This is a genomic window from Rhodoglobus vestalii, assembly GCF_006788895.1.
Taxonomy (GTDB): domain Bacteria; phylum Actinomycetota; class Actinomycetes; order Actinomycetales; family Microbacteriaceae; genus Rhodoglobus; species Rhodoglobus vestalii.
The window spans coordinates 2161393-2182436 of sequence record NZ_VFRA01000001.1; the positions used below are offsets into that span (position 1 = coordinate 2161393).

21 protein-coding genes are annotated in these 21044 nt (G+C 59.8%); 6 read left to right on the forward strand and 15 right to left on the reverse strand.

Going from position 1 to position 21044, the window contains the following annotated elements; genetic code table 11:
* Nucleotides 1-28 precede the first annotated feature (28 nt).
* Nucleotides 29-1060, forward strand: a complete 1032-nt coding sequence (gene rlmB, locus FB472_RS10635; protein ID WP_141990866.1) for a 23S rRNA (guanosine(2251)-2'-O)-methyltransferase RlmB — start codon at nucleotides 29-31, stop codon at nucleotides 1058-1060.
* A 45-nt stretch (nucleotides 1061-1105) separates the two neighbouring features.
* Here the strand turns inward: rlmB and FB472_RS10640 are convergent, their stop codons facing one another.
* Nucleotides 1106-2290 carry a trans-sulfuration enzyme family protein gene (locus tag FB472_RS10640; RefSeq protein WP_141990867.1) on the reverse strand — a complete coding sequence of 395 codons (1185 nt, stop codon included), beginning with the start codon at nucleotides 2288-2290 and terminating at the stop codon, nucleotides 1106-1108.
* Nucleotides 2291-2390: 100 nt separating this feature from the next.
* Between FB472_RS10640 and FB472_RS10645 the strand changes: the two genes are divergently transcribed.
* Nucleotides 2391-2873: an Lrp/AsnC family transcriptional regulator gene (locus FB472_RS10645; protein WP_141990868.1), complete on the forward strand. Its 483-nt coding sequence runs from the start codon at nucleotides 2391-2393 to the stop codon at nucleotides 2871-2873.
* A gap of 23 nt (nucleotides 2874-2896) precedes the next feature.
* On the opposite strand, the gene FB472_RS10650 is transcribed toward FB472_RS10645, so the two are convergent.
* Both FB472_RS10650 and FB472_RS10655 read right to left on the reverse strand, forming a co-directional pair.
* Entirely contained in the window at nucleotides 2897-4222 is a 1326-nt protein-coding gene (locus FB472_RS10650; RefSeq protein ID WP_141990869.1) for a DUF4032 domain-containing protein, read from the reverse strand.
* Between the two features lie 82 nt (nucleotides 4223-4304).
* The gene (locus tag FB472_RS10655; protein ID WP_141990870.1) at nucleotides 4305-5405 is read right to left on the reverse strand and encodes an ABC transporter ATP-binding protein; all 1101 of its coding nucleotides are present in this window, start codon (nucleotides 5403-5405) and stop codon (nucleotides 4305-4307) included.
* Nucleotides 5406-5650: 245 nt separating this feature from the next.
* Between FB472_RS10655 and FB472_RS10660 the strand changes: the two genes are divergently transcribed.
* Nucleotides 5651-6577 (forward strand): DsbA family protein, encoded by a 927-nt coding sequence (locus FB472_RS10660; RefSeq protein WP_246078185.1) that lies wholly within the window; start codon nucleotides 5651-5653, stop codon nucleotides 6575-6577.
* 35 nt (nucleotides 6578-6612) lie between these two features.
* The gene (locus FB472_RS10665; protein ID WP_141990872.1) at nucleotides 6613-7653 is read left to right on the forward strand and encodes a zinc-binding dehydrogenase; all 1041 of its coding nucleotides are present in this window, start codon (nucleotides 6613-6615) and stop codon (nucleotides 7651-7653) included.
* 125 nt (nucleotides 7654-7778) lie between these two features.
* On the opposite strand, the gene FB472_RS10670 is transcribed toward FB472_RS10665, so the two are convergent.
* Nucleotides 7779-8537 carry an IclR family transcriptional regulator gene (locus FB472_RS10670; RefSeq protein ID WP_141990873.1) on the reverse strand — a complete coding sequence of 253 codons (759 nt, stop codon included), beginning with the start codon at nucleotides 8535-8537 and terminating at the stop codon, nucleotides 7779-7781.
* Nucleotides 8538-8713: 176 nt separating this feature from the next.
* Between FB472_RS10670 and FB472_RS10675 the strand changes: the two genes are divergently transcribed.
* Both FB472_RS10675 and FB472_RS10680 read left to right on the forward strand, forming a co-directional pair.
* Nucleotides 8714-9907 carry a 4-hydroxybenzoate 3-monooxygenase gene (locus FB472_RS10675; RefSeq protein WP_141991550.1) on the forward strand — a complete coding sequence of 398 codons (1194 nt, stop codon included), beginning with the start codon at nucleotides 8714-8716 and terminating at the stop codon, nucleotides 9905-9907.
* Nucleotides 9908-9928: 21 nt separating this feature from the next.
* On the forward strand, nucleotides 9929-10726 hold the full coding sequence (locus FB472_RS10680) for a DUF1932 domain-containing protein (protein ID WP_141990874.1): 798 nt from the start codon (nucleotides 9929-9931) through the stop codon (nucleotides 10724-10726).
* A 33-nt stretch (nucleotides 10727-10759) separates the two neighbouring features.
* Here the strand turns inward: FB472_RS10680 and FB472_RS10685 are convergent, their stop codons facing one another.
* The 11 genes from FB472_RS10685 to FB472_RS10735 all read right to left on the reverse strand — a co-directional run bounded on the left by FB472_RS10685 (nucleotide 10760) and on the right by FB472_RS10735 (nucleotide 21043).
* Complete coding sequence (locus FB472_RS10685) at nucleotides 10760-11710, reverse strand: Gfo/Idh/MocA family oxidoreductase (RefSeq protein WP_141990875.1); 951 nt, start codon at nucleotides 11708-11710, stop codon at nucleotides 10760-10762.
* Entirely contained in the window at nucleotides 11707-12555 is an 849-nt protein-coding gene (locus FB472_RS10690) for a class III extradiol dioxygenase subunit beta (RefSeq protein WP_141990876.1), read from the reverse strand. Before FB472_RS10690 ends, FB472_RS10685 begins: the two co-directional genes overlap by 4 nt.
* On the reverse strand, nucleotides 12555-12953 hold the full coding sequence (gene ligA, locus FB472_RS10695) for a protocatechuate 4,5-dioxygenase subunit alpha (protein ID WP_141990877.1): 399 nt from the start codon (nucleotides 12951-12953) through the stop codon (nucleotides 12555-12557). Before ligA ends, FB472_RS10690 begins: the two co-directional genes overlap by 1 nt.
* Nucleotides 12953-13849, reverse strand: a complete 897-nt coding sequence (locus tag FB472_RS10700; RefSeq protein WP_141990878.1) for an amidohydrolase family protein — start codon at nucleotides 13847-13849, stop codon at nucleotides 12953-12955. The genes ligA and FB472_RS10700 overlap by 1 nt, the downstream gene beginning before the upstream one ends.
* Nucleotides 13846-14865: an amidohydrolase family protein gene (locus FB472_RS10705; RefSeq protein WP_141990879.1), complete on the reverse strand. Its 1020-nt coding sequence runs from the start codon at nucleotides 14863-14865 to the stop codon at nucleotides 13846-13848. The genes FB472_RS10700 and FB472_RS10705 overlap by 4 nt, the downstream gene beginning before the upstream one ends.
* Nucleotides 14862-15998, reverse strand: a complete 1137-nt coding sequence (locus FB472_RS10710; protein ID WP_141990880.1) for a 4-oxalomesaconate tautomerase — start codon at nucleotides 15996-15998, stop codon at nucleotides 14862-14864. The genes FB472_RS10705 and FB472_RS10710 overlap by 4 nt, the downstream gene beginning before the upstream one ends.
* A gap of 2 nt (nucleotides 15999-16000) precedes the next feature.
* Complete coding sequence (locus FB472_RS10715; RefSeq protein WP_141990881.1) at nucleotides 16001-16684, reverse strand: 4-carboxy-4-hydroxy-2-oxoadipate aldolase/oxaloacetate decarboxylase; 684 nt, start codon at nucleotides 16682-16684, stop codon at nucleotides 16001-16003.
* A gap of 159 nt (nucleotides 16685-16843) precedes the next feature.
* On the reverse strand, nucleotides 16844-17605 hold the full coding sequence (locus FB472_RS10720) for an IclR family transcriptional regulator (protein ID WP_141990882.1): 762 nt from the start codon (nucleotides 17603-17605) through the stop codon (nucleotides 16844-16846).
* Nucleotides 17606-17642: 37 nt separating this feature from the next.
* A complete protein-coding gene (locus FB472_RS10725; protein WP_141990883.1) occupies nucleotides 17643-19100 on the reverse strand; it encodes an aldehyde dehydrogenase family protein in 1458 nt (485 codons plus the stop codon).
* Between the two features lie 8 nt (nucleotides 19101-19108).
* Nucleotides 19109-19771: an HD domain-containing protein gene (locus tag FB472_RS10730; protein ID WP_141990884.1), complete on the reverse strand. Its 663-nt coding sequence runs from the start codon at nucleotides 19769-19771 to the stop codon at nucleotides 19109-19111.
* Nucleotides 19772-21043: an NAD(P)/FAD-dependent oxidoreductase gene (locus FB472_RS10735; RefSeq protein ID WP_141990885.1), complete on the reverse strand. Its 1272-nt coding sequence runs from the start codon at nucleotides 21041-21043 to the stop codon at nucleotides 19772-19774.
* Nucleotide 21044: the final 1 nt, after the last annotated feature.

The following is a 21044-nucleotide window of genomic DNA, read 5'->3' on the forward strand; positions in this document are numbered from 1 at the left end:
AACGGCGCTTCCGACAGGAGCAACACTCGTGAAAAATCCCGCTAATAAACCCCGCGCAGGGGCGGTACGCAAGGGCCGCAAAGGCCCCCAGGTTGGCTCGGGAGGCCAGGGACGTCAAGCTCTCGAAGGTCGCAAGCCCACCCCCAAAGCTGAGGATCGTCCCTACCACCCCGCAGGCAAGCGCAAAGCCGCTGCGGACCGCTACGAAGCTGCCGGCGGTCGCCGCAGCGGCGGAAAGGCCACCGACGGACCACAGCGTTCCACCCGTCCCACCCAGTCGCGGGTCGCAAAGTCTGCTGATGAGTCTGAGATGGTCACCGGCCGCAACTCTGTGCTCGAAGCGCTGCGCGCCAAGATTCCCGCTCACACCCTTTATATGGCGGCGCGCATCGAATTCGATGATCGCGTTAAGGAAATCCTGAAGCTCGCCAACGCTCGAAACATTGCGGTGCTTGAGGTCATGCGTCCAGAACTCGACCGCCTTGCCGGTTTTGACTCTGTGCACCAGGGCGTCGCCCTCAAGGTGCCGCCGTATGAGTACGCGCACCCCATGGAGCTGCTCGACAAGGTTGAGGCGCGCGGCCAAGTTCCCCTGCTCGTTGCCCTAGACGGCATTACGGACCCGCGCAACCTCGGCGCCATCGTGCGATCGGTCGCCGCGTTTGGTGGCCAGGGAGTCATCGTTCCGCAGCGTCGCTCGGTGGGCATGACGGCATCCGCGTGGAAGACTTCTGCGGGCGCGGCTGCGCGCACACCGGTAGCAATGGCCAACAACCTCACTCAGATGATCAAGGAATACAAGAAGCGGGGTGTGTTCGTGCTCGGCCTTGATGGCGACGGCGATGTATCACTGCCGTCGTTGCCGCTGGCGAAAGAGCCGGTGCTGATCGTCGTTGGTAGTGAAGGTAAGGGGCTCTCGCGACTGGTCACCGAGAACTGCGATGCTATCGTCTCGATCCCGATTAGCGCCTCAACTGAGTCGCTCAACGCGGGAATCGCAGCGAGCGTCACGCTCTACGAAATCTCACGGTTACGCTCAGCGGCGCGCAAAAAGAAGTAGCGCAGAACCACGCACCTGCCCGCTGGTCACCTACCGGTTGGTCTCCTAGCCGTTGCTCACTTCGTCGAGCGCAGCAGTAATGTCGTTCATGAGGTCGTCGACGTGCTCAAGACCAACCGAAATACGCACAACGCCAGCACCCGGCTTTGCCTCTGAGGCAACGGGGCGGTGCGTGAGTGATGCTGGATGCTGCACGAGGGTGTCGATTCCGCCCAGAGACACCGCGTGCGTGATCAGTTTCACAGACTCAGTGAACTTTGCTGCAGCCTCGTAGCCGCCCGCCAGATCCAAAGCAATAAGCGAACCGGCGCCTGCGGACTGGGTGCCGATCAGACCAGCAGGGTCTTGACCGGGGAGTCCGGGATAAAGCACGCGGGCGAGAGCCGGATGCCCATCAAGGCGCCGCGCAAGCTCTCCCGCAGTTTCCTGCTGCCCCCGCACCCGCAATGGCAGGGTACGCAGTCCGCGGTGAAGCAGGTAGGCGGCGAAGGGGTGCAGCACGCCTCCGGTCAGGGCACGAATGTTGCGCAGAGTCTTTGCGTGCGCTTCACTGGTGGCGATAACACCGCCCATAACATCACCGTGACCGCCGAGGTACTTGGTGGCACTGTGCAGCACCATTGTGGCACCGAATTCGATGGGGCGCTGCAGCACTGGGGTGGCGAAGGTGTTGTCGACCAGAACCGGCACATCACCTGCCGCGGAAACAATTTTTCTGATGTCGACGAGTTCGAGTGTGGGGTTGGCGGGGGACTCAATGACGACAAGTCCTGTGTCGGATTGAATGGCATCCGCCACGGAGTCAGCATCGGCCCACGTCACGGTGGTGCCAAGTAAACCGTTGTCGAGCACGTGGTCCGTTCCGCCGTAGAGCGGGCGAACACCCACAACGTGCGGACGACCCGCGGATGCGATGGAGATGAGTACCGCCGCCATTGCGGCCATGCCGCTGGCGTAGGCCACGGCAGCTTCCGCACCTTCTAGTGCGGCGAGTCCGTCTTCGAAACGAGCCACTCCCGGCTGCCACAGACGCTGGTAGACCGCGGAGTGCCCTTCGATGATGGGGTTACCGGTGGCGAGATTCTCGTAGGAGTCCCCGCCGACTTCAATGCTGGGTAATGGGTTGGTGGTCGAGAGATCGATGGAGGGAACGTGCTGGCCAGATTCCAGTACGCCCTCCATTCCTGCGTGAACAGCAAGGGTTTCCAGTCGGATATTGTGAGGCAGCATGTCTTGATATCAGCAGAAACTTCGCCGCAAATCAACTCCTGGTGCAGCATCTTCACAAATTATTGGGATTTCCGCATAAACTGCGGTCAAGGAGGACTCCGTGACCGAGCACAAGACCCCAGCAATCGACTCAATTGATCGTGTGATCCTGGCAAGTTTGGCGGCCAATGCTCGCATTTCTGGCTCCGCTCTTGCGGCCCGTGCGGGGGTCGCCGAATCCACCGTGTCGCAGCGACTCCGTCGATTGCATGACGACGGCCACCTGCGCGGATTTCATGCCGATATCGATGTCGCCAAGCTCGGGATGAGCGTTCAGGCTCTGATCTCCATCAAGCTCGTCAAGCACGTGCGCGAAGAGGTGGATGCCTTCCGCAGTGCTGCACCCAATTGGCCCGGTGTGTTGGCGTTCTTCCACACCGGCGGCGGAGACGACTACCTACTCCACGTTGCGGCCCGAAGCGCGGCAGAGCTCCGCGACTTCATGCTCACCTATTTGGCCAGTCACCCGGCGGTCTCCCACACCGAAACTAACCTGGTGTTCGAGCACGTGAAGGGTCGAGGCCTCGAGCAGTTACTGTCGTAGAGCAAGTTGCTGTCGTAGAGAAACTAAACCTTCAGGCGCCAGTCTTCTTCGTCGTCATCACTGTTCTCATCACTGTTCTCATCACTATCGATTCCGGCGGTGGGAAGCGTAATCGGTGCGGTGAATGCGTCCGTTGGCGGGTTAATCATGGTGGCTTCGTCGCGGCGAAACTGCAGTACATTTTCGACGTAGCTGCCGACTGCTTCGGCGAGGGGGATGTCGCGACCGGAGTCCTGCGCTAATTGGCGACGGTGGTCAAGCAATTGGTGAAAGATCTCCGCAGGTTCAAGCTTTCCGCGCAGTTCTTTGGGAATCGCGCGGATCACGGGCTCAAAGACGCGAGCTGCCCATTCGTGGGCAAGCATCTCTTCGTCCATGTCCTGCTTGTCGAATGCCGCACGGTACGAGTCCATGTCGTTGAGCAGTCGCCGCGCCTGGTTCTCTTGGGCGTCAAGCCCGGTGAGGCGAAGTAGACGTCGGGAGTGGTGTCCGGCATCCACCACTTTGGGTTGGATGCGTACCCGCGTGCCCGAATCTTCGGTGGTGATGGCAAGTTCTTCAATATCGAACCCGAGAGCGTTGAGGCGTTCGACACGCTGGTTGATGCGCCACCGCTCAGAGTGATCGAAGCGTTCAGACCCGGTAAGTTCTTGCCATAATGTGCGGTACCTGGCCACAATTCCGTTGCTGATTTCGACGGGATCGATGTCTTCTTCGAGTCGACCACCGGCCTGCAGGTCGAGCAACTCGCCCGCAATGTTTACGCGGCCGATTTCGAGATCATTCTCGCGCTGACCATTGGAGAGACGGTCGTACAGTTGACCGGTTTCGGCATCCACCAGATAGGCGGCAAACGCACCGGCGTCGCGTCGGAAAAGGGTATTCGACAGCGAGACATCGCCCCAGAAGAACCCAACGATGTGCAGACGCACGAGCAGCACCGCGAGGGCGTCGACCAGTCGACGAGCTGTTTCTGGGCGCAGACTCTGCGAGTAAACAGCGCGGTACGGCAGCGAGAACCGCAGGTGCCGGGTCACGAGAACCGACTTGAGCTCTTCACCGTCTGCCGAGGAACGGTTAGTGACGATTGCGAGTGGGTCGACACACGGCACATCAAGTTTCTGCAGGGTGCGTAACATGTCGTACTCTCGCTTGGCGAGCTCGCTTGAGGTCTCCTTGATCGCCACCACATAGCCACTGAGGTTCGCAAAGCGCACCAGATGACGGGAGATGCCCTTGGGGAGAGTCGCAATCGCGTCGTCGGGCCACAGCTCGAGTGGCAGCGCCCAGGGAAGATCCAGCAGTGCCGGATCGACGGTGGCAGCGGTGATGTTGACAGAACCAGTCATTGGCGTTTCCTTAAGCTGAAACGAGCCCGTCGACGTATTCGAACACTGTTCGATGTCGACGGGCTCGATCGTAAAGCGGGAGTTAGCTCGTGGTGACACGCTTCTTGGTCAGGCGGAGACCTGACTCGGTGTCGAAGACGTGCACGTGGTTGGGCTCAGGCGTGAGGAATACCTTCTCGCCAGCGTTCGGGTGTGAACGGCCATCGACACGAGCAACAATGTCGACACGCTCGCCGTTGATATCGGCGTGACCATAGAGGTAGCCGTCAGCACCGAGTTCTTCAACAAGGTCAACGTCAACCGGGAGGCCGCTGCCCGAGGTCGAGACGATGACGTCTTCGGGGCGGATGCCGATGGTTACCGTCTTCGCGGTAGTCTCGCCGAGCGTCTCACGGTCGACGTTCACGACAGCATCGCCGAACTGCAACCCACCATCGACAATGTCGGCGCTGAACAGGTTCATGGCAGGGCTGCCGATGAAGCCAGCAACGAAGATGTTCTGAGGTGCCTCGTACAGGTCACGAGGGGTACCAACCTGCTGGAGGAGGCCATCCTTGAGAACTGCGATGCGGTCACCCATGGTGAGGGCTTCGGTCTGGTCGTGAGTCACGTAGACCGTAGTGACCCCGAGTCGACGCTGAAGGCTAGCAATCTGCGTACGCGTCTGAACACGAAGCTTGGCGTCCAAGTTCGAGAGCGGCTCGTCCATGAGGAACACCTGAGGCTGGCGAACAATCGCGCGACCCATGGCAACACGTTGACGCTGACCACCCGAAAGAGCTTTGGGTTTGCGGGCGAGGTAAGGCTCGAGGTCGAGCAGCTTTGCCGCCTCGAGCACGCGAGCTGCCCGCTCTTCCTTGTTGACACCGGCGATTTTGAGCGCGAAGCCCATGTTCTCGGCAACCGACATGTGGGGGTAGAGAGCGTAGTTCTGGAAGACCATCGCAATGTCGCGGTCTTTCGGAGGAACATCAGTGACGTCGCGGTCTCCGATGAGGATGCTGCCATCGTTGACCTCTTCGAGGCCGGCGAGCATGCGAAGGCTTGTTGACTTACCGCAACCTGAAGGGCCGACAAGTACGAGGAATTCGCCGTCTTCAACGTGAAGATTCAGCTTGTCTACAGCGGGGATCGTTGATCCCGGGTAGAGGCGGGTTGCATTGTCAAAAGTTACAGACGCCATTGTTGTATTTTCTCCTTCACCGGCAGGTACGTGCCGGACGATCCGTAGTGAATGGACTGCGATCGAAACCGCATTGCGTCATTATGGCACTCTTTTGGCAGTCACATGACCGACTGGCATCACCTTCAGAAGCATCTAGAGCAGGATTCGGTTGGGCAATTCCCAGAGAGTACTCCTAGAATTCGACGGGTGCGCCGTCATTTCTGGTGCCCGACACAGCGACATACACGGCAAAAGAGGTTCGATTGAGCAACGGCAACTCCGGCGGCAGCCAACTCAGCAAGAATGAGCGACGAGAAGCGGCGCGTGAAAAGGCGCGCGTTCAGCGCGATGTGCAGAAGAAGAAAGACCGCCGCACCAAGCTGTTCCTTCAGGGTGGTGTGGGCCTCGCACTCGTTGCGATCGTCGCCGTCATTGCACTCGTGCTGGTCAACTCGAACCAACCAGCAGGCCCCGGCCCTCAGAACTTCGCCAGTGACGGTGTTCAACTGAGCCAGGGCTTCATCGCGACACCCACCGACGCTATCGAAGCGGATGCTGACCCCATCCCGAGCGTTCCGGATGAGGAATCTGGCGTGCTCGACATCCAAATCTATGTCGACTATCTCTGCCCCATCTGTGGTGTATTCGAGCAGACGAATGCTGAATACATTGAGGGCCTTGTCGACAACGGTGCGGCAACGCTCGAAGTGCACCCCATCACGATTCTCGACCGCCTCTCGCAGGGGCAGCGTTACTCCTCGCGTGCGGTGAACGCCGTTGCCTGTGTCGCTGACTTGTCGCCGAACGACTTCTACAGCTTTCACTCCCTGCTGCTGTCAGAAGGCGTACAGCCTGAGGAGAACACCAGCGGTCTGAGTAACGACGATTTCATCACGCTGCTTGACACTGCCGGAGTTGAGAACGTGCCCGCCATCAGCGAGTGCATTCAGGAGGAGACCTTCAGGTCGTGGGTGAGCAACTCAACGGCACGCGCACTGTCGGGCCCGATCCCCAACTCTGAAATCGCTCAGGTTACCGGGACCCCCACGGTTCTGGTCAACGGGATCAAGTACGAGGGCGGGGTCAATGATCTTGCTGCTTTCCAGGCGTTTGTTATCCAGGCTGCGGGAGATGACTTCACCGAGAGCTCGACCCCAACGCCCACGCCGACCCCGACCCCTGCTTCGTAGGTTTCGTTGAACGTTTTCAGGCGCTAAATAAAACCATGCGAGCTACTTACATTTATGGTGCCGGCGATGTCCGCGTGATCACTGCACCGGACCCGACACTGGTCGAGGGCACAGACGCGATTGTGCGCATCACCCGTGCATGCGTGTGTGGCAGCGATCTGCACCCGTTCCATTCAATGAAGGCGGATGCGGATGGACGCCCGATCGGGCACGAGTTCATCGGAACCGTCGAAGAAATCGGCAACGACGTCACTAGTCTCACGGTCGGCGACTTTGTGATTGCTCCGTTCTCGTTCTCGGATGGCACGTGCGTTTTCTGCGTCGAAGGGTTGCAGACGTCGTGCATTCACGGCGGTTTCTGGGGTGGGGGTGGTGTCACTGGCGGCCAAGCAGAAGCGGTGCGAGTGCCCTACGCTGACGGCACGCTAGTGAAGGTTCCCGGTACTGTTGATGAGTCGCAGTATGCTGGGCTGCTGTCACTCTCTGACGTGTATGGAACCGGATGGCACGCCGCCCATCAGGCGCGAATCACTGCTGGCCAAACAGTCACCGTGATTGGCGATGGTGCCGTCGGACTGCTCGCGGTGCTGTCGGCCAAGCAGATGGGTGCTGAGCGCATCATCCTCATGGGTCGCCACACAGCGCGCACCGATTTGGGTCGCGCGTTTGGTGCGACGGATGTCGTGGCTGAGCGTGGCGAAGAGGGCATCGAGAAGGTGCGAGAACTTACCGGTGGCGCTGGAAGCCACGCCGTTCTCGAAGCGGTGGGCTTCATGCCCGCCTACGAGCAGGCACTCGGTGTTGTCCGTGCCGGTGGCGTGATTAGCCGTGTCGGTGTTCCTCAGTATGAAGATGCACCCGTTGGGCGCCGCAGCCTGTTCGGCAAGAACGTCACCCTCACCGGTGGGGTGGCCCCGGTTCGCGCCTACATCGAAAAGTTGCTGCCCGCGGTGCTCGACGGAACGGTGAACCCGGGTCTCGTCTTCGACCAGACCGTGAAACTCGAACAAACCCCTGAGGGCTACATCTCCATGGATGAGCGCACCGCCCTTAAGGTGATGGTCGACCCGACGTAGCAGCCCATCAACCAGCAACATCGAGAGCACCTAGGGTTCGCCCAAACCCCGACTGTCTTCGTTTGGATCCACGATCAATCGCAGACACAACATGGGAAAACTGTGCAGCGCTGTCAGCTATGCGGCTACCGTGCGAGCTCGTCTGAGATAGACCGCGAGGCCGCCCTGAGGGTGGCAACGAGTCGGGTCGCATCCAGCCGTGCCAGATGCACGACCACCCCGATGGCCGCGACACACGTGCCATTTCGGATGATTGGCACCGCGATGGAGCCGCTTCCCGCAGTCATTTCCTCACGGGTGATCGCGTAGCCTCGCTCTTTGACAAGCGCGAGTTCTGTGCGGAGCAGGTCGGGTGCAGTGACGGAATGCGGCGTCGGCCGAATCAGCTGTGCCGACAGGTAACGATCGATCACCGACTGTGATTGATAAGCGAGTAAGACTTTGCCAACGCCGGTGGTGTGTAACGGCAGGTGGCCGCCCACCCGGATAATCGTTGGCACACTTCGCTCGCCAACAAGACGGTCGACATAGAGCGCTTGACCCCGGTCGAAGACCGCCAAGGTGATGTTCTCACCGGTCTCTTCATACAATCTGGCGAGGGTCGGCAGTGCGCTCTCCCGCAGCCGCTCGCTCAAGGGGGCGTGCTGCGCTATCGTCCACAGTCTCGTGCCAACACGGTACTTGCGATCGGCACCGCGCATGAGAAACCCGCCGTCAACGAGCGTGTTGGCGATTCGGTGACAGGTCGAGATCGGAAGCTCTGACATCGCGGCCAGTTCGGTCAGCGACAGTGCCTGGCGAGTAGGACCGAAACATCCCAGCAGTTTCATCGCTCGTTCCAGAAGGGCGGTGGGGGCACCGGTTTGTGCACGTGCAGGGCTCATCTGACTCTCCGTTATTCAGAACATGGACGAGGTCACCAGCATGCGCTGTTGGTGGCCACGGTGGCTTCCATCCTATGGAAGTTTTGGCTTGATTGAACCGCCCGCGCACAGCATCGTTGATCCATACGATGAAGCCAGGCTTCAGGCGCATCCACTCCTCCAGAAACGGTTCAATGATGACCCAACACATTCGCACGCAAGTCGGCATTCTGGGAGCAGGCCCCGCAGGACTCCTACTCGCCCATCTGCTTCACAAGGCTGGCATCGACTCCGTCGTGATCGACACGAAGAGCCGTGAAGAGATCGAAGGCACCGTCAAGGCGGGCATCGTCGAATCACCCGCCGCCGAAGTCTTGTCGCAGTCGGGGGTCTCTGACCGCATCTATAGCGAGGGCATGAAGCACGACGGAATCGAATTTCATTTCGATGGAACCGCGCATCGCTTCGATTTTCAGAAGCACACCGGCAAATCGGCTTACCTTTACCCTCAGCACGAAGTTCTCAAAGACCTGATCGCCGCCCGCATTCGAGACGGCGTAACCCCGCTGTTCTCGCACACGGCGACCGCTATCCTCGATGCAGAGTCCTCGCAGCCTCGAATCGTCGGTACCAACGCAGTCGGTGAGGGCTTCGAGATTGCGGCCGATATCGTCGTGGGCGCCGACGGCTCGTCCAGTGTTGCCAGGTCGTTTGTGAACAAAGATCGCAACAGCTCCTACTTTCGCGAGTATCCATTCGCCTGGTACGGAGTTCTAGTAAAAGCGCCACCCAGCTTCGACGAATTGATTTACAGTCGCTCAGAAGACGGCTTCGTGCTGATCAGTACGCGCGACCGTGACGTTCAGCGCATGTACTTTCAGTGCGATCCCGAGCTTGATGCCGCCTCAGTCAGCGATGAAGAGATCTGGAGAAAGCTGCAGGCCGGCATCGCTGGCGTCGAGCTCACTCGGGGACCGATCTTCCGCAAAGACGTGCTGCGTTTTCGAAGTTTCGTCGCCAAAGAGCTACGCAATGGCCATGTGTTTCTTATGGGCGATGCTGCCCACACGGTGCCACCGACAGGGGCGAAGGGCATGAATCTCGCGTTCAGCGATGTGCTGTGGCTCAATGAGGCGCTGCGCGAGTATTTCCGCTCCGGTTCGGAATCGTTGATGGATGCTTACCCAGAGAACGCGATGAAGCGCATCTGGAAGGCCCAACACTTCTCCTACTGGATGACGACCATGCTTCATGTGGCACCGGATGCGAGCGAGTTCGACAAGAAGCGTCAGCTCGGCGAGCTGCGGTCTGTCACAGAATCAGCCGCCGCAAATGCCTATCTCTCCGAGGGCTATGTTGGGTGGGATTATGAGGCGGATGACTGGCGCTGATTCCTCTGCGAACATGGACCTATGAGCCCAACACTGAAAGTTGCTGTGATCGGTCACGGGGAAGCTGGGTCACTCATCGCTGGCGGTCTTCAGGATGCTGGCCTCGTGGTCATTGGATTCGACCCAGCCACTCCGGCTAACCCGACGGTACCGCTCACGGCGTCCGTCAACGAAGCAGTCGCAGGTGCCGACATAGTGCTATCGCTGAATTCTTCGACGGTAGCGTTCAGAGTGGCAGAGCAGGTCGCCCCAATGCTGAAGGAGGGCGTTATTTATGCGGATCTCAACACCGGTACTCCGGCACTCAAGAAGAAACTCGCCGCGCTGTTTGCCTCTGGGGCCTTTGCCGATGTTGCCATCATGCGCCCCGTACCTGGACTCGGCGCGAAGGTTCCGATGGGCGTATCCGGCACCGCCGCGCGCAGATTCGTCGACCTTTTGGAGCCGTTCGCCCTGAACCTCGAGTTTGTCTCTGATGTCGCCGGCGAGGCTGCAGCACGCAAGCTCATCCGGAGCGTTCTCGCCAAAGGAATCGCGGCAGTGACGATCGACTATCTGTGGGCTGCCGAGAGTCTCGGGCTTCAGGAATGGGCGTACGAAGAGGTGCAGCGCGAGTTCGATGCGATGAGCGCCGAAACGGCCCAGCGTTACCTCAGCGGCACGGTCAAACACGTCAAGCGTCGGCAGATCGAAATGATCGACGTGAATGAGATGCTCAACGAGAGCGGCTACCTGAGCACCATTGTGCCGGCGATCGAGCTCACCTATAACCGTGTCATCCACAGTGTGAAAGTGCCATTCAGCACCCCCGAAAAGTGAGCCGACGGACGTGAGCCCGGCCGCCAGCTTCTGTCAGTAGTCGAGTTGTTGCTGGAGTGCGTCGAGCACCACGTAGCAAGGCAGCACGGAAGCCACACTCGAGTTCGGTTCTCGGTTCTCGCTGATGGCCGCGACAAACTCACGATCCTGAAGCTCGATTCCGTTCATGGAAACCGCGACGTTCGAGAGATCGATGCCTTCATCCTTCCCGGTGAAGAGATCGTCGTAGCGCGCGATATACGTTGCCGTGTCTCCGATATACCGGAAGAAGGTACCCAGCGGTCCGTCGTTATTAAACGAGAGTGAGAGAGTGCAAATCTTCCCGGTTTCCGTCTGAAGCTGGATGGACATATCCATAGCAATGCCGAGTTCTCGATTTTTGGGGCCCTGCACGGCATTGGCTTTTACGATCTTCTCGCCAGTCTGGTACTGAAAGAGATCGACCGTGTGTGCGGCGTGATGCCACAGCAGATGATCCGTCCACGACCTGGTCTGGCCGAGAGCATTCATGTTGCTGCGTCGGAAGAAGTAGGTCTGAACATCCAACTGCTGGAGGGCGAACTCACCGGCAACAACCCTGTTGTGGATGTATTGGTGGGACGGGTTGAACCGGCGGGTATGGCCGGCCATCGCAATCAGCCCGGTCTCCCGCTGCACGTCAACGATCTCCTGTACACCGGCCAGGTTGTCGGCCATCGGAATTTCAACCTCCACGTTGATTCCGGCCCGGAGCGCCTGAATGGTTTGATCGTGATGCATTTGCGTGGGAGTGGCCAAAATCACCCCGTCGAGGTCTGGTTGCGCCAGCAGTTCGGCGTAGTCGGTGAAAGCTGCTTTCGCCCCATACTTTTCTGCGAACTCCTCGGCGACCGCCATCCGACTGTGCCCAACATAGGCAATGTTCGCATCATCGATGAGAGCGAGTGCGTCGAGGTGTTTCTGGCCGAAAGCGCCGAGGCCTACGACAGCAATGTTGACAGTCATTCTGAACCCTTCGGTGTGAGGATAAGGTGGCCAACCGCCGTATTGGAAGCTGGTACGTGATAGAAGCGATACACCTCATCCACTTCAGGGCCAAGCGCGCCCCGCATGATGAGCCACATGATGAGCTCAACGCCTTCGGAACCGGCCTCGATCATGTACTCGAGGTGCGGCTTGTACTGCAAAACTTCGGGATCGTTGATGAGGTCATCCATGAACTTGCGGTCCCACGGCTCGTTGATGAGACCGGCGCGTGCGCCCTGAATCTGGTGACTCATGCCTCCGGTTCCCCAAACCTGCACGTCTAGGTCGCCATCGAACTGCTGCACGGCGCGGCGAATAGCCTTACCGAGCGCGAAGCAGCGCGCCCCGGACGGCTGCGGGTTCATCACCACGTTAACGGCAAGGGGAATCACTCGTGTGGGCCACTTGTCGGGTGCGCCGAACATCAGCGAGAGCGGCACGGTGAGTCCGTGGTCGACCTCGAGCACGTTGAGAATCGTTAAGTCGAAGTCATCGGTGATCAGCGATCCGGCGACATGGGTTGCCAGCTCGGGTGCCCCCATGACCGGCGGAATCGGCCGGGGACCGTATCCTTCGTCACAGATTTCGAACGAGTTTGCGAGGCCCATGGCAAAAGTTGGCATGATCTCCATGCCGAAATAGGATGCGTGATCGTTGTAGACGATGATCGCGACATCCGGGGTGTTCTCGGCCATCCACTTCTTCGAGAAGTCGTAGCCGGCGAACATCGGCTTCCAGTAGTCCTCTTCGGTGCGCCCCATGTCGACCGCAACCCCAACAGCGGGCACGTGACTGGTGGAGATTCCTGCGGTTATCCGTGCCATTACTTTTCTCCCCGTTCCTTCTTTGAGCGCCAGCCATCGATGTTTCGACCACCGGCCAGCATCATCGCCTGGTATTCCGGCACATCCATATCGGTCATCGTGCTCACCGCTTGCACATAGGAGAGCCCGTCGCAGGCGAAAATCTTCGACAGAAAATAGACGTTGCCACCGGCATCGAGCATCCGTTGAAAGTCACGATTGAGCACCGCACTCTTTTGTTCCTCGGTCATTTTCCACTCGTCAAGGTAGGCGCGCTCATCGGCCCGAAACCGATCGCGATTCGGGGCTGATCGCAGGCTCATGCAGAACTGATTCAGTTCGAAACCCACGTGCGCCAACTCGATCGTGAAAATGGTGGTTCCCGGGATGTCCGTGAACTGTTCGTAGTTTGGTTTCATTAGTTACTCCAATACAGCTGGTTGGGGTTCTGAACGAGAAGTTGTGATTGCAGCGCAGCAGTGGTTGCGATGGATGGCACATAGTCGACGAGGATGCCGTCGTCTGGCATCTCCTTCTTCATATTCGGATGTGGCCAGTCGGTTCCCCAGAGCACACGGTCGGGGAACTCTTCGACGATTGTTTTTGCGAAAGGAATGACATCGGCGTAGAGCGGTGCGCCGGAGATGCTGAGCCGGTCGGGGCAGCTGACCTTGGTCCACACCTGTTCGTTCTCGCGCATGAATCGCAGAAACAGACCGAACTCTGAATTGTCGAGCGGCCGTGACACATCGGGGCGCCCCATGTGGTCAACGACGATCGGAACGCCGAGGGAGGAGAAGAATTGCCATTTCTCGGCAAGATCTGACGGTTCGAAATAGAGCACGACATGCCAGCCCAGGGGGCGGATCTTGTCGATAATTGTGCGGTAGTACTCATCCGGTTTCGGGTCGACCAGTCGCTTTACATAATTGAACCGCACACCCCGCACACCGAGCTCGTGCATGCGTGCCAGCTCGGCCGGTGTGACATCCGGGTTCACCGTCGCCACCCCCCGTGCTCTGTCGTCCGATCGGGCGAGAACGTCGAGCATCGCAGAATTGTCGGCCCCGTGACAGGTTGCCTGCACGACCACGTTCTTCTCAAATCTGAGCATGTCCCGCAGCGCGAAGAGTTGCTGCCAACTGGCATCACACGGGGTGTATTTGCGTTCTGGCGCGAACGGAAAGATGTCTCCCGGCCCGAAAACGTGGCAGTGAGCATCCACGGCACCGGCGGGGACTGTAAAGCGCGGCACGCTGGGGTTGGAGTCCCAGTCGAGCCAGTCGGCATCTTTCACAAATCCGGTAGGTGTCATAGCCCGCGAGCCTCCAATGCCGAGTGCAGGAGCGGAAAGACGCGACGCGCATTGCCCTCGAAAATAGCCTCACGATCGGCTGGGGTGATCTTTGCCGCATCGATGTACCGCCGGGTGTCGTCGAAGTACTGCCCCGTTTGTGGATCGATTCCTCGCACGGCACCGATCATTTCCGAGCCAAAAAGCACGTTCTTCGTGTCGATGACGTCAACGAGCAGGTCGATACCCGGCTGGTGGTACACGCATGTATCGAAAAACACGTTCTCCATCAGGTGGGTATCTAGGCTCGGCTGCTTGAGCATGTCGGCAAGTCCGCGATAGCGCCCCCAGTGGTACGGAACCGCGCCGCCTCCATGAGGGATGATGAGACGAAGCGTGGGGAAGTCGGCGAACAGGTCTCCTTGCAGCAGCTGCATGAACGCGGTCGTGTCGGCGTTCATGTAGTGCGCTCCGGTGGCGTGAAAGTTCGGATTGCACGAGGCCGAAACGTGGATCATTGCGGGAACGTCGAGTTCCACCATCCGCTCGTACAGCGGATACCAGTACTTGTCGGTCAGTGGCACGGTCTGCCAGAGACCTCCGCTGGGATCGGGGTTGAGATTGACCCCGATGAAGCCGAGTTCGAGAATCGCTCGGTCAAGTTCTGCGATGGTTTCGGTGAGGTCGGCACCCGGAGACTGGGGCAACTGAGCGACACCAATGAAGGTCTCGGGAAACAGGTCAACAACGCGTTTAATGAGGTTGTTGCAGGCAATCGTCCATTCACGGCTGATGCGCTCGTCGCCCTCATGGTGTCCCATCGCCGAGGCACGCGGCGAGAAGATCGTGAGGTCGGAGCCGCGCTCGGTAATGAGGCGAAGCTGGTTGGCCACGATGCTCTCTCGGATGATGTCATCCGGGATGTGCGGATACGCGGGGGTAGGCTGGCCAGCTTCGAAAGCCGCAAGCTGGTCGATGCGCCACTGGTTGTGTAATTCCGGAGCGGTCGTGTAGTGACCGTGAATATCGATGATCATTGGCTCTCCCAAGCGGATCGTGGCACAAAGACGTCGCCAGCCATCAATAGGCGGGCGGTGCGAAGCAGAGCAGATTTTGTCACGACCGGGGTTGACCCCGAGTTACCGAGTTCCATCTGCACAGTGAAGGATCCGGTGGGATGCTCTACTTCCACCTCAAGGCTCGAACCCACAGCACCGATTCCCGCGATTTGAGCGGCGACACTACCCTCGAGCATGCAGGCTGTCGCCACGGAGACAGCGCCGAGAACGCCGATCGACTCGTGCACGCGGTGCGGGATGAACGTGCGAGTGGCGACCAGTCCGCCATTCTGCGCGGTGGCCAGCAAACTCATCTTTGGCACCGTCTTGTTTGTCACGTCGCCAAGATTCATCATCGGGCCCACTGCGATGCGGATGCTCTCCACGCGCGCTCGAAGCTCGGTGTTCGCCTCGATCTCGGCGGGAGACTCGTACCCCGTGATGCCAAAGTCAGATGCATTGAGACAGACCACCGGCATCCCATTGTCGATGCAGGTGACCTCGACGCCGTTGACTTCGTCGACCACCCGACCAGTGGGCAGCAGTGCACCACAGCTCGAACCAGCGACGTCCTCGAAATTGATGGCGATGGGTGCATGGGTGCCCGGAACTCCGTCGATTCGCGCATCGCCGGCGTAGTTGACAACCCCTCCTGGCGTTTCAACGAGTGCTGTCGCCTTCGAGTCGGTGTTCACCATGTAGATCGCAACCGGAGTGATGCCTTCACTGGGCGGCACCAGACCACGCTCGATCGCAAATGGGCCAACGCCAGCCAGAATGTTGCCGCAATTCTGTTGGTCGCTGACCTCAGCCCGATCCGGCCACACTTGCAAAAATAGGTACTCGACATCGATACCGGGTCGGTCGGAGCTACTCACCACGGCAACTTTAGAGGTGAGTGGATGCCCGCCTCCCATGCCATCGATTTCCCGCGGGTCTGGCGAGCCCATCGCCGCCAGCAGCACTTGGTCCCGCACGGTACGGTCCGCCGGAAGGTCGGTCGCCAGAAAGTAGAGACCTTTCGACGTTCCGCCGCGCATGACGAAGCAGGGGATCGCTGTCTGGGACGCGGGGGATGACGAGCCACCTGACTGCAGCTTGTTCTCCAGCATCTTTATTCGCCTGCGTAGTCGACGTACTCGAGACCCTTAGCTGCGAGCTTTTCCCGCATCGAATAAAGGTCGAGCCCCAGTTCGCCGGTCTTAAGAATTGTGCGCTTGCCCGCTTCGTTCGCTTCGCGCTTTCGTGCTTCGACGAGTACGGTGGCGGCATCTTCGCGGCGCACAAGGCACACGCCGTCGATGTCGGCGACGATGACGTCACCTGGGCGCACGAGCTGGTCCGCCATCAGGATGGGGGTTTGAACGTTGGCGATGGTCTCTTTTACAGTCCCCTGCGAACTGATCGATTTCGACCAGACAGGGAAGCCCATCTCGGTGAGAGTCGTGACATCGCGTACCCCCGCGTCGATGATGAGGCCGCGCACACGGTGCGCCATCAGGCTCTCGGCGAGTAAGTCACCGAGGTACCCGTCGTCACAGGGGCTTGTCGGGGTCACAACAAGAATGTCGCCGGGTTTGGCTTGTTCCACGGCCACATGGATCATCCAGTTATCGCCGGGAGCTACTTCGCAGGTGAGCGCGTTGCCCGCGATCATGGCGGGGAAAATCGGACGAAGCCGCCGGTTAAGCAGACCGATGCGTCCTTGGGCCTCGTGAACCGTTGCCGATCCCAGCGCGGCAAGCCCATCGACAATTTCGATCGAGGTGCGCGGCGTTCCTTGAACGACCTTTGGCATAATTCTCCCTTGAATTCACGTGCTCGCAGCAGGCAAAACTGCCACTCAATCAGCTAACTGGACGCGCCCCATGTGCGGCAAAGCACATTCCGCTCAGCGGAAGTAAAGTTTAATGGCCACGGCATATCCACGGCAAAGGAGCTGCGCTCGCCCCAACGTTTAGGCACTGTCGGCAAGCTTCGCTGACAGTGCGGCCGCTGTGACCTGCATCACGGGAATCATGCGGGCGATCGTCGGGCTTCCGCTAGGCAGAACCAGTCCGAGGGCCGCAATCACGGTTCCCTTGCCGGTACCGGCCCTGATGGGAACCGCGATCGATGTCGCGCCGGAAGCGAGTTCTTCCTGCGTCTTTGCGAATCCCTGTGCCTTGATAGTTCGGAGCTGCTTCCTGAGTTCACCGGCGTCGGTGATTGTGTGTTCCGTGAAGCGGTCGAGGTTGTCAAGCACCGCATCCTGAAGCTCCTCGCTCCCGAAGGCGAGCAGGACCTTACCGACGCCGGTCGCGTGTAGCGGAAGGCGCGCACCGGGCTTACTGAGTACCGACATTGTTGCGGAGCCGGCGATGCGATCGACCACGAGGCAACGCAACCCATCGAGCACGGCGATCTGTACCGCATCGTTTCCCAGCTGGTAGATGTCTTCCATATAGGGCAGTGCGACCTCGCGAAGATCGGAGTGAACGGATGCCAGTATGCCGAGTCTCCACAGTTTGCTGCCGATCTCGTACGCGCCGTCAAAACCGCGAACCAGCGCATCGCGGCGCGCAAGTTCGTGCACCAGACGGTGCACAGTCGTCAGAGGCAGCTCAGAACGCCGAGCGATAGCCGCGAGGGACTGACGCCGATGCCGGGTGTCGAAGGTTTCGAGCACAGTGAGGAGTCGGCCCGCCACAGACCGGGATTCTGGGTCAGTTCCTGCCATACCGGTTCTCGCCCCCTTCCGTCAACGCCAGGGGTGATCAGCGCTGGCGATGGATCGATTTCATTCGACTGTAAGCGTTGATGGCCTCTGGGCCGTACTCCATGCCGATTCCAGAATCCTTCCACCCGCCAAACGGGGCAGCTTGGTTCGACCCGTAGAAGTTGATGCCGACCGACCCCGTTTCGAGGCGCGCTGCCATCGCGGCTGCGGCATCGACATCCTCCGTGAAGATCGACCCGCCAAGCCCGAACGGTGAATCGTTCGAGATACGAATGGCATCATTGGCGTCGTCGAAGGGAATCACCACCAGCACGGGGCCGAAGATCTCCTCGCGGGCAATGCGCATCTCATTCGACACTCCCGCGAAGACAGTCGGCCGCACGAAATATCCACGATCGAGGTGGTCGGGCCGACCACCACCACCGACCGCGACGCGGGCGCCTTCCTCGATGCCGATCTTGATGTAGCTCTCGACCCTGTCGCGTTGCTTCGCAGATGCCGAGGGGCCGTAGACGGTCGCCGGATCAAAAGGGTCTCCAATCGGCGTCGCCTCAACGATACCGACAACGGCATCCACCACCTCGTCGTAGATCGAACGCGGGGCGAGGATGCGTGTGCTGTTGTAGCAGGTTTGACCGGTGTTGCGCAGGCAGGTGCGGTTGACCATCGATGCGAAGTAGTCGAGGTTGGCATCCTCCATCACGATGCTGGCTGACTTGCCACCGAGTTCCAGCGTGACCGGACGCAGTAGCCGTCCGCACTTTTCGGCGAGCATCCGACCGACCTCGGTCGACCCGGTGAAGGCAACCTTCGCGACGAGTGGATGCTCCACGAGTGCGCCGGCAACATCGTTGCCGCACGTGACGAGGTTGATAACACCCGGGGGAATGCCCGCAGCGGTCGCGGCTTCCATGAGCACCCGCAGGTCGAGGGGGGTTTCGGATGCCGGTTTGATTACTACCGTGCATCCCGCGATGAGTGCGGGTGCGAGTTTCACCATCACGAGGGCGACGGGGAAGTTCCACGGTGCGATGAGCGCGGCGACACCGCGCGGTTGACGCAACACCTGGGTATACAGCGCGTCGTTGCCGGGGAAGGGTCGTTCATCATCCTGATCGACGAGAGAAGCAAGACCGGCGTAGTACCGCAGCATTCGGGCGGCATGCCCCGCTGCGAGCAGAGTTTCGGTAATCGCCGTACCGTTCTCGCTTGTGATGATGGCGGCCATTCGGTCGGCGCGCGTTTCCAACTCGTCGGCAAGTCTGACCATGTACACCGCGCGCCCTGCGGCACCGATATCGCTCCATCCCGACCCATGAAACGCTCGCGATGCAGCCCCGACCGCCGCATCAATATCGACGAGATTGGAAGAAGGAACCTGGCCCCAGATCTCCTCGGATGTGGGATCGGTGACGTCAATGTGGTCGGTCGAGTTCGATGCGACCCACCCGCCATCGATGAAGTTGTCGGAATGATATTCCTCGAGCGTAGTCATGGAGCTCCCTATTGGATGACGTCGAGCTTGAGCAACTCGATCGTGCGTGCCAATTCGACCTCAGCGATCGCGCGGGCTTCGTCGGTGACCAGTTGTGGGTAGATCGTGTCTTCGAGTCGAAGCCGAATCTCCTGGGGTGTTTTGTCGAACCAGAGCGCCGAGAAGGCCATCCCGGTGGGTTGGAATCGCCAGAGTCGGTCGGCATCGCGCACGATCGCATCTTCGATGCCGTCGTGCTGAGGGTTGGTATCGTGGCCGTCAATGATTGTGCACACGGCTTCGACGATCGTGTCGCTATATCCGAGCGGCGGCAGCACCTCGCGGGCAATGTTGCACCCCTCAATCTCGTGCAGCACGCGAACATCGCTGGTCATGAAGTTTTCGCTCCGAAAGCCTTCTGTCAGAATCCGTTCCTCGTCGACCCGCGCCCAGCCGGTGTCGTGGAGCAGAATGGCGAGCCGGGTGACGAGCGAGTCGGCTTCCGAATGATGGTCGAGCAACAATTCTGCGAATCCGAACGACAGCGGCAGGTGGATGTCGTTGGCGCGGGTTCGAAGATATGGCCGAACCGCAACCCAGACGGCGTCCACGTTGTCCCAGTCGCCGCGCGGGCTTGCCCCGTTCGCGAGCGTGGAAATGGAGTTGAGGGTGTGCGTGTATTCCATGGTCATTTACGCTTCCCGGCTCGTGATGAGCGTCTTGAGGGCAACGGATGAGTCGGCCGCCAGTTCGGCAGGGATCTCGGCTCCCGTGTCTAAGGCCCGTCGCACCGCGATGTAGTCGATCGGATCATTGACGGCGTCGATCGCTAAGAGTCGCCCGTCGCGGTAGTAGAGAACGGAGAACTTTTCTGACTCTTGGCTCCCGCGCTCAACGATCTGGTCGAAGCCTGTCGAGAGGCCGGCGATCTGAAGCTTCAAATCGCCCTGATCCGACCAGAACCAGGGCACCGCTCGGTGAACCTCGCGGATGCCGATGAGGGTTTTCGCCGCGACTTTTGCTTGGTCGACGGCGTTCTGCACTGATTCGAGGCGAACCTGCCCGTCGTGGCCGAGCGGATGCGGCAACAGCACAGCATCACCGGCGGCAACAATGCGCGGGTCGCTGGTTTCCGCATATTCGTTGACGACTATGGCACCGTTGATGTTGTCGAGACCGAGCTTGTCAGCTAGCTCGCCGCGGGCGATGACTCCGATGCCGACCATGACGATGTCGGCGGGGATGAATTCTCCCTTGGCAGCCCCGGCTCCCGCCAGCTCCACGCCGGTGACTTGTCCGGCATCGCCGACGATTCGTGCCAGTTGCGCCTCGAGCACAACTCTGGTGCCGCGGCGCTCATGTGCACCGTGATAAAACTCACTGGTTGTGGATGAAACTGCCCTAGCCATGAGGCGGTCGGCTACCTCAATGACGGTGACCGTTTTGCCGGCCGTGCGTGCGGCGGCCGCGACCTCAAGTCCAATGAATCCGCCACCGATCACCACCAGGTTCTCTGCCGCAGTCCATCGTTTCTTGAGTGCATCAGCATCCGCGAGGCTGCGCAAATAGAGCACACCGCCGAGATCTGCACCTTCGATGGGTAGTCGGCGTGGGGTTGAGCCCGGAGTGATGGCCAGCCTGTCGAACTCAAAGGTGCGACCGGAGGCCGCGGTCGCAATGCCCGCATCGCTGCTTCCTGGTTCACCCAGACGTACATCCACGATGGTCTCGCCCGTCACCATCTCGATGGCCTGGTCGGTGTAGAAGTGCTCGGCACGTAATTCGAGGGACTCCACGTCGGAATTCCCTGCCAGATACGCCTTCGACAGCGGTGGACGTTGGTAGGGGCCGTAGGCCTCGTCACCGACGATGGTCACTTCGCCGGCGAACCCTTCGTCGCGAAGAGTGACGGCGATCTGCATTCCGGCCTGGCCTGCACCGATGATCAGAATCCGGCCATCCATG

Bases quoted from the DNA above. Each gene is read 5' to 3' on its own strand.
- FB472_RS10640 (WP_141990867.1), bottom strand. From the start codon at position 2,290: ATGCTGCCTCACAATATCCGACTGGAAACCCTTGCTGTTCACGCAGGA.
- FB472_RS10650 (WP_141990869.1), bottom strand. From the start codon at position 4,222: ATGACTGGTTCTGTCAACATCACCGCTGCCACCGTCGATCCGGCACTG.
- FB472_RS10655 (WP_141990870.1), bottom strand. From the start codon at position 5,405: ATGGCGTCTGTAACTTTTGACAATGCAACCCGCCTCTACCCGGGATCA.
- FB472_RS10665 (WP_141990872.1), top strand. From the start codon at position 6,613: ATGCGAGCTACTTACATTTATGGTGCCGGCGATGTCCGCGTGATCACT.
- FB472_RS10670 (WP_141990873.1), bottom strand. From the start codon at position 8,537: ATGAGCCCTGCACGTGCACAAACCGGTGCCCCCACCGCCCTTCTGGAA.
- FB472_RS10675 (WP_141991550.1), top strand. From the start codon at position 8,714: ATGACCCAACACATTCGCACGCAAGTCGGCATTCTGGGAGCAGGCCCC.
- FB472_RS10680 (WP_141990874.1), top strand. From the start codon at position 9,929: ATGAGCCCAACACTGAAAGTTGCTGTGATCGGTCACGGGGAAGCTGGG.
- FB472_RS10685 (WP_141990875.1), bottom strand. From the start codon at position 11,710: ATGACTGTCAACATTGCTGTCGTAGGCCTCGGCGCTTTCGGCCAGAAA.
- FB472_RS10690 (WP_141990876.1), bottom strand. From the start codon at position 12,555: ATGGCACGGATAACCGCAGGAATCTCCACCAGTCACGTGCCCGCTGTT.
- ligA (WP_141990877.1), bottom strand. From the start codon at position 12,953: ATGAAACCAAACTACGAACAGTTCACGGACATCCCGGGAACCACCATT.
- FB472_RS10700 (WP_141990878.1), bottom strand. From the start codon at position 13,849: ATGACACCTACCGGATTTGTGAAAGATGCCGACTGGCTCGACTGGGAC.
- FB472_RS10705 (WP_141990879.1), bottom strand. From the start codon at position 14,865: ATGATCATCGATATTCACGGTCACTACACGACCGCTCCGGAATTACAC.
- FB472_RS10710 (WP_141990880.1), bottom strand. From the start codon at position 15,998: ATGCTGGAGAACAAGCTGCAGTCAGGTGGCTCGTCATCCCCCGCGTCC.
- FB472_RS10715 (WP_141990881.1), bottom strand. From the start codon at position 16,684: ATGCCAAAGGTCGTTCAAGGAACGCCGCGCACCTCGATCGAAATTGTC.
- FB472_RS10720 (WP_141990882.1), bottom strand. From the start codon at position 17,605: ATGGCAGGAACTGACCCAGAATCCCGGTCTGTGGCGGGCCGACTCCTC.
- FB472_RS10725 (WP_141990883.1), bottom strand. From the start codon at position 19,100: ATGACTACGCTCGAGGAATATCATTCCGACAACTTCATCGATGGCGGG.
- FB472_RS10730 (WP_141990884.1), bottom strand. From the start codon at position 19,771: ATGACCATGGAATACACGCACACCCTCAACTCCATTTCCACGCTCGCG.
- FB472_RS10735 (WP_141990885.1), bottom strand. From the start codon at position 21,043: ATGGATGGCCGGATTCTGATCATCGGTGCAGGCCAGGCCGGAATGCAG.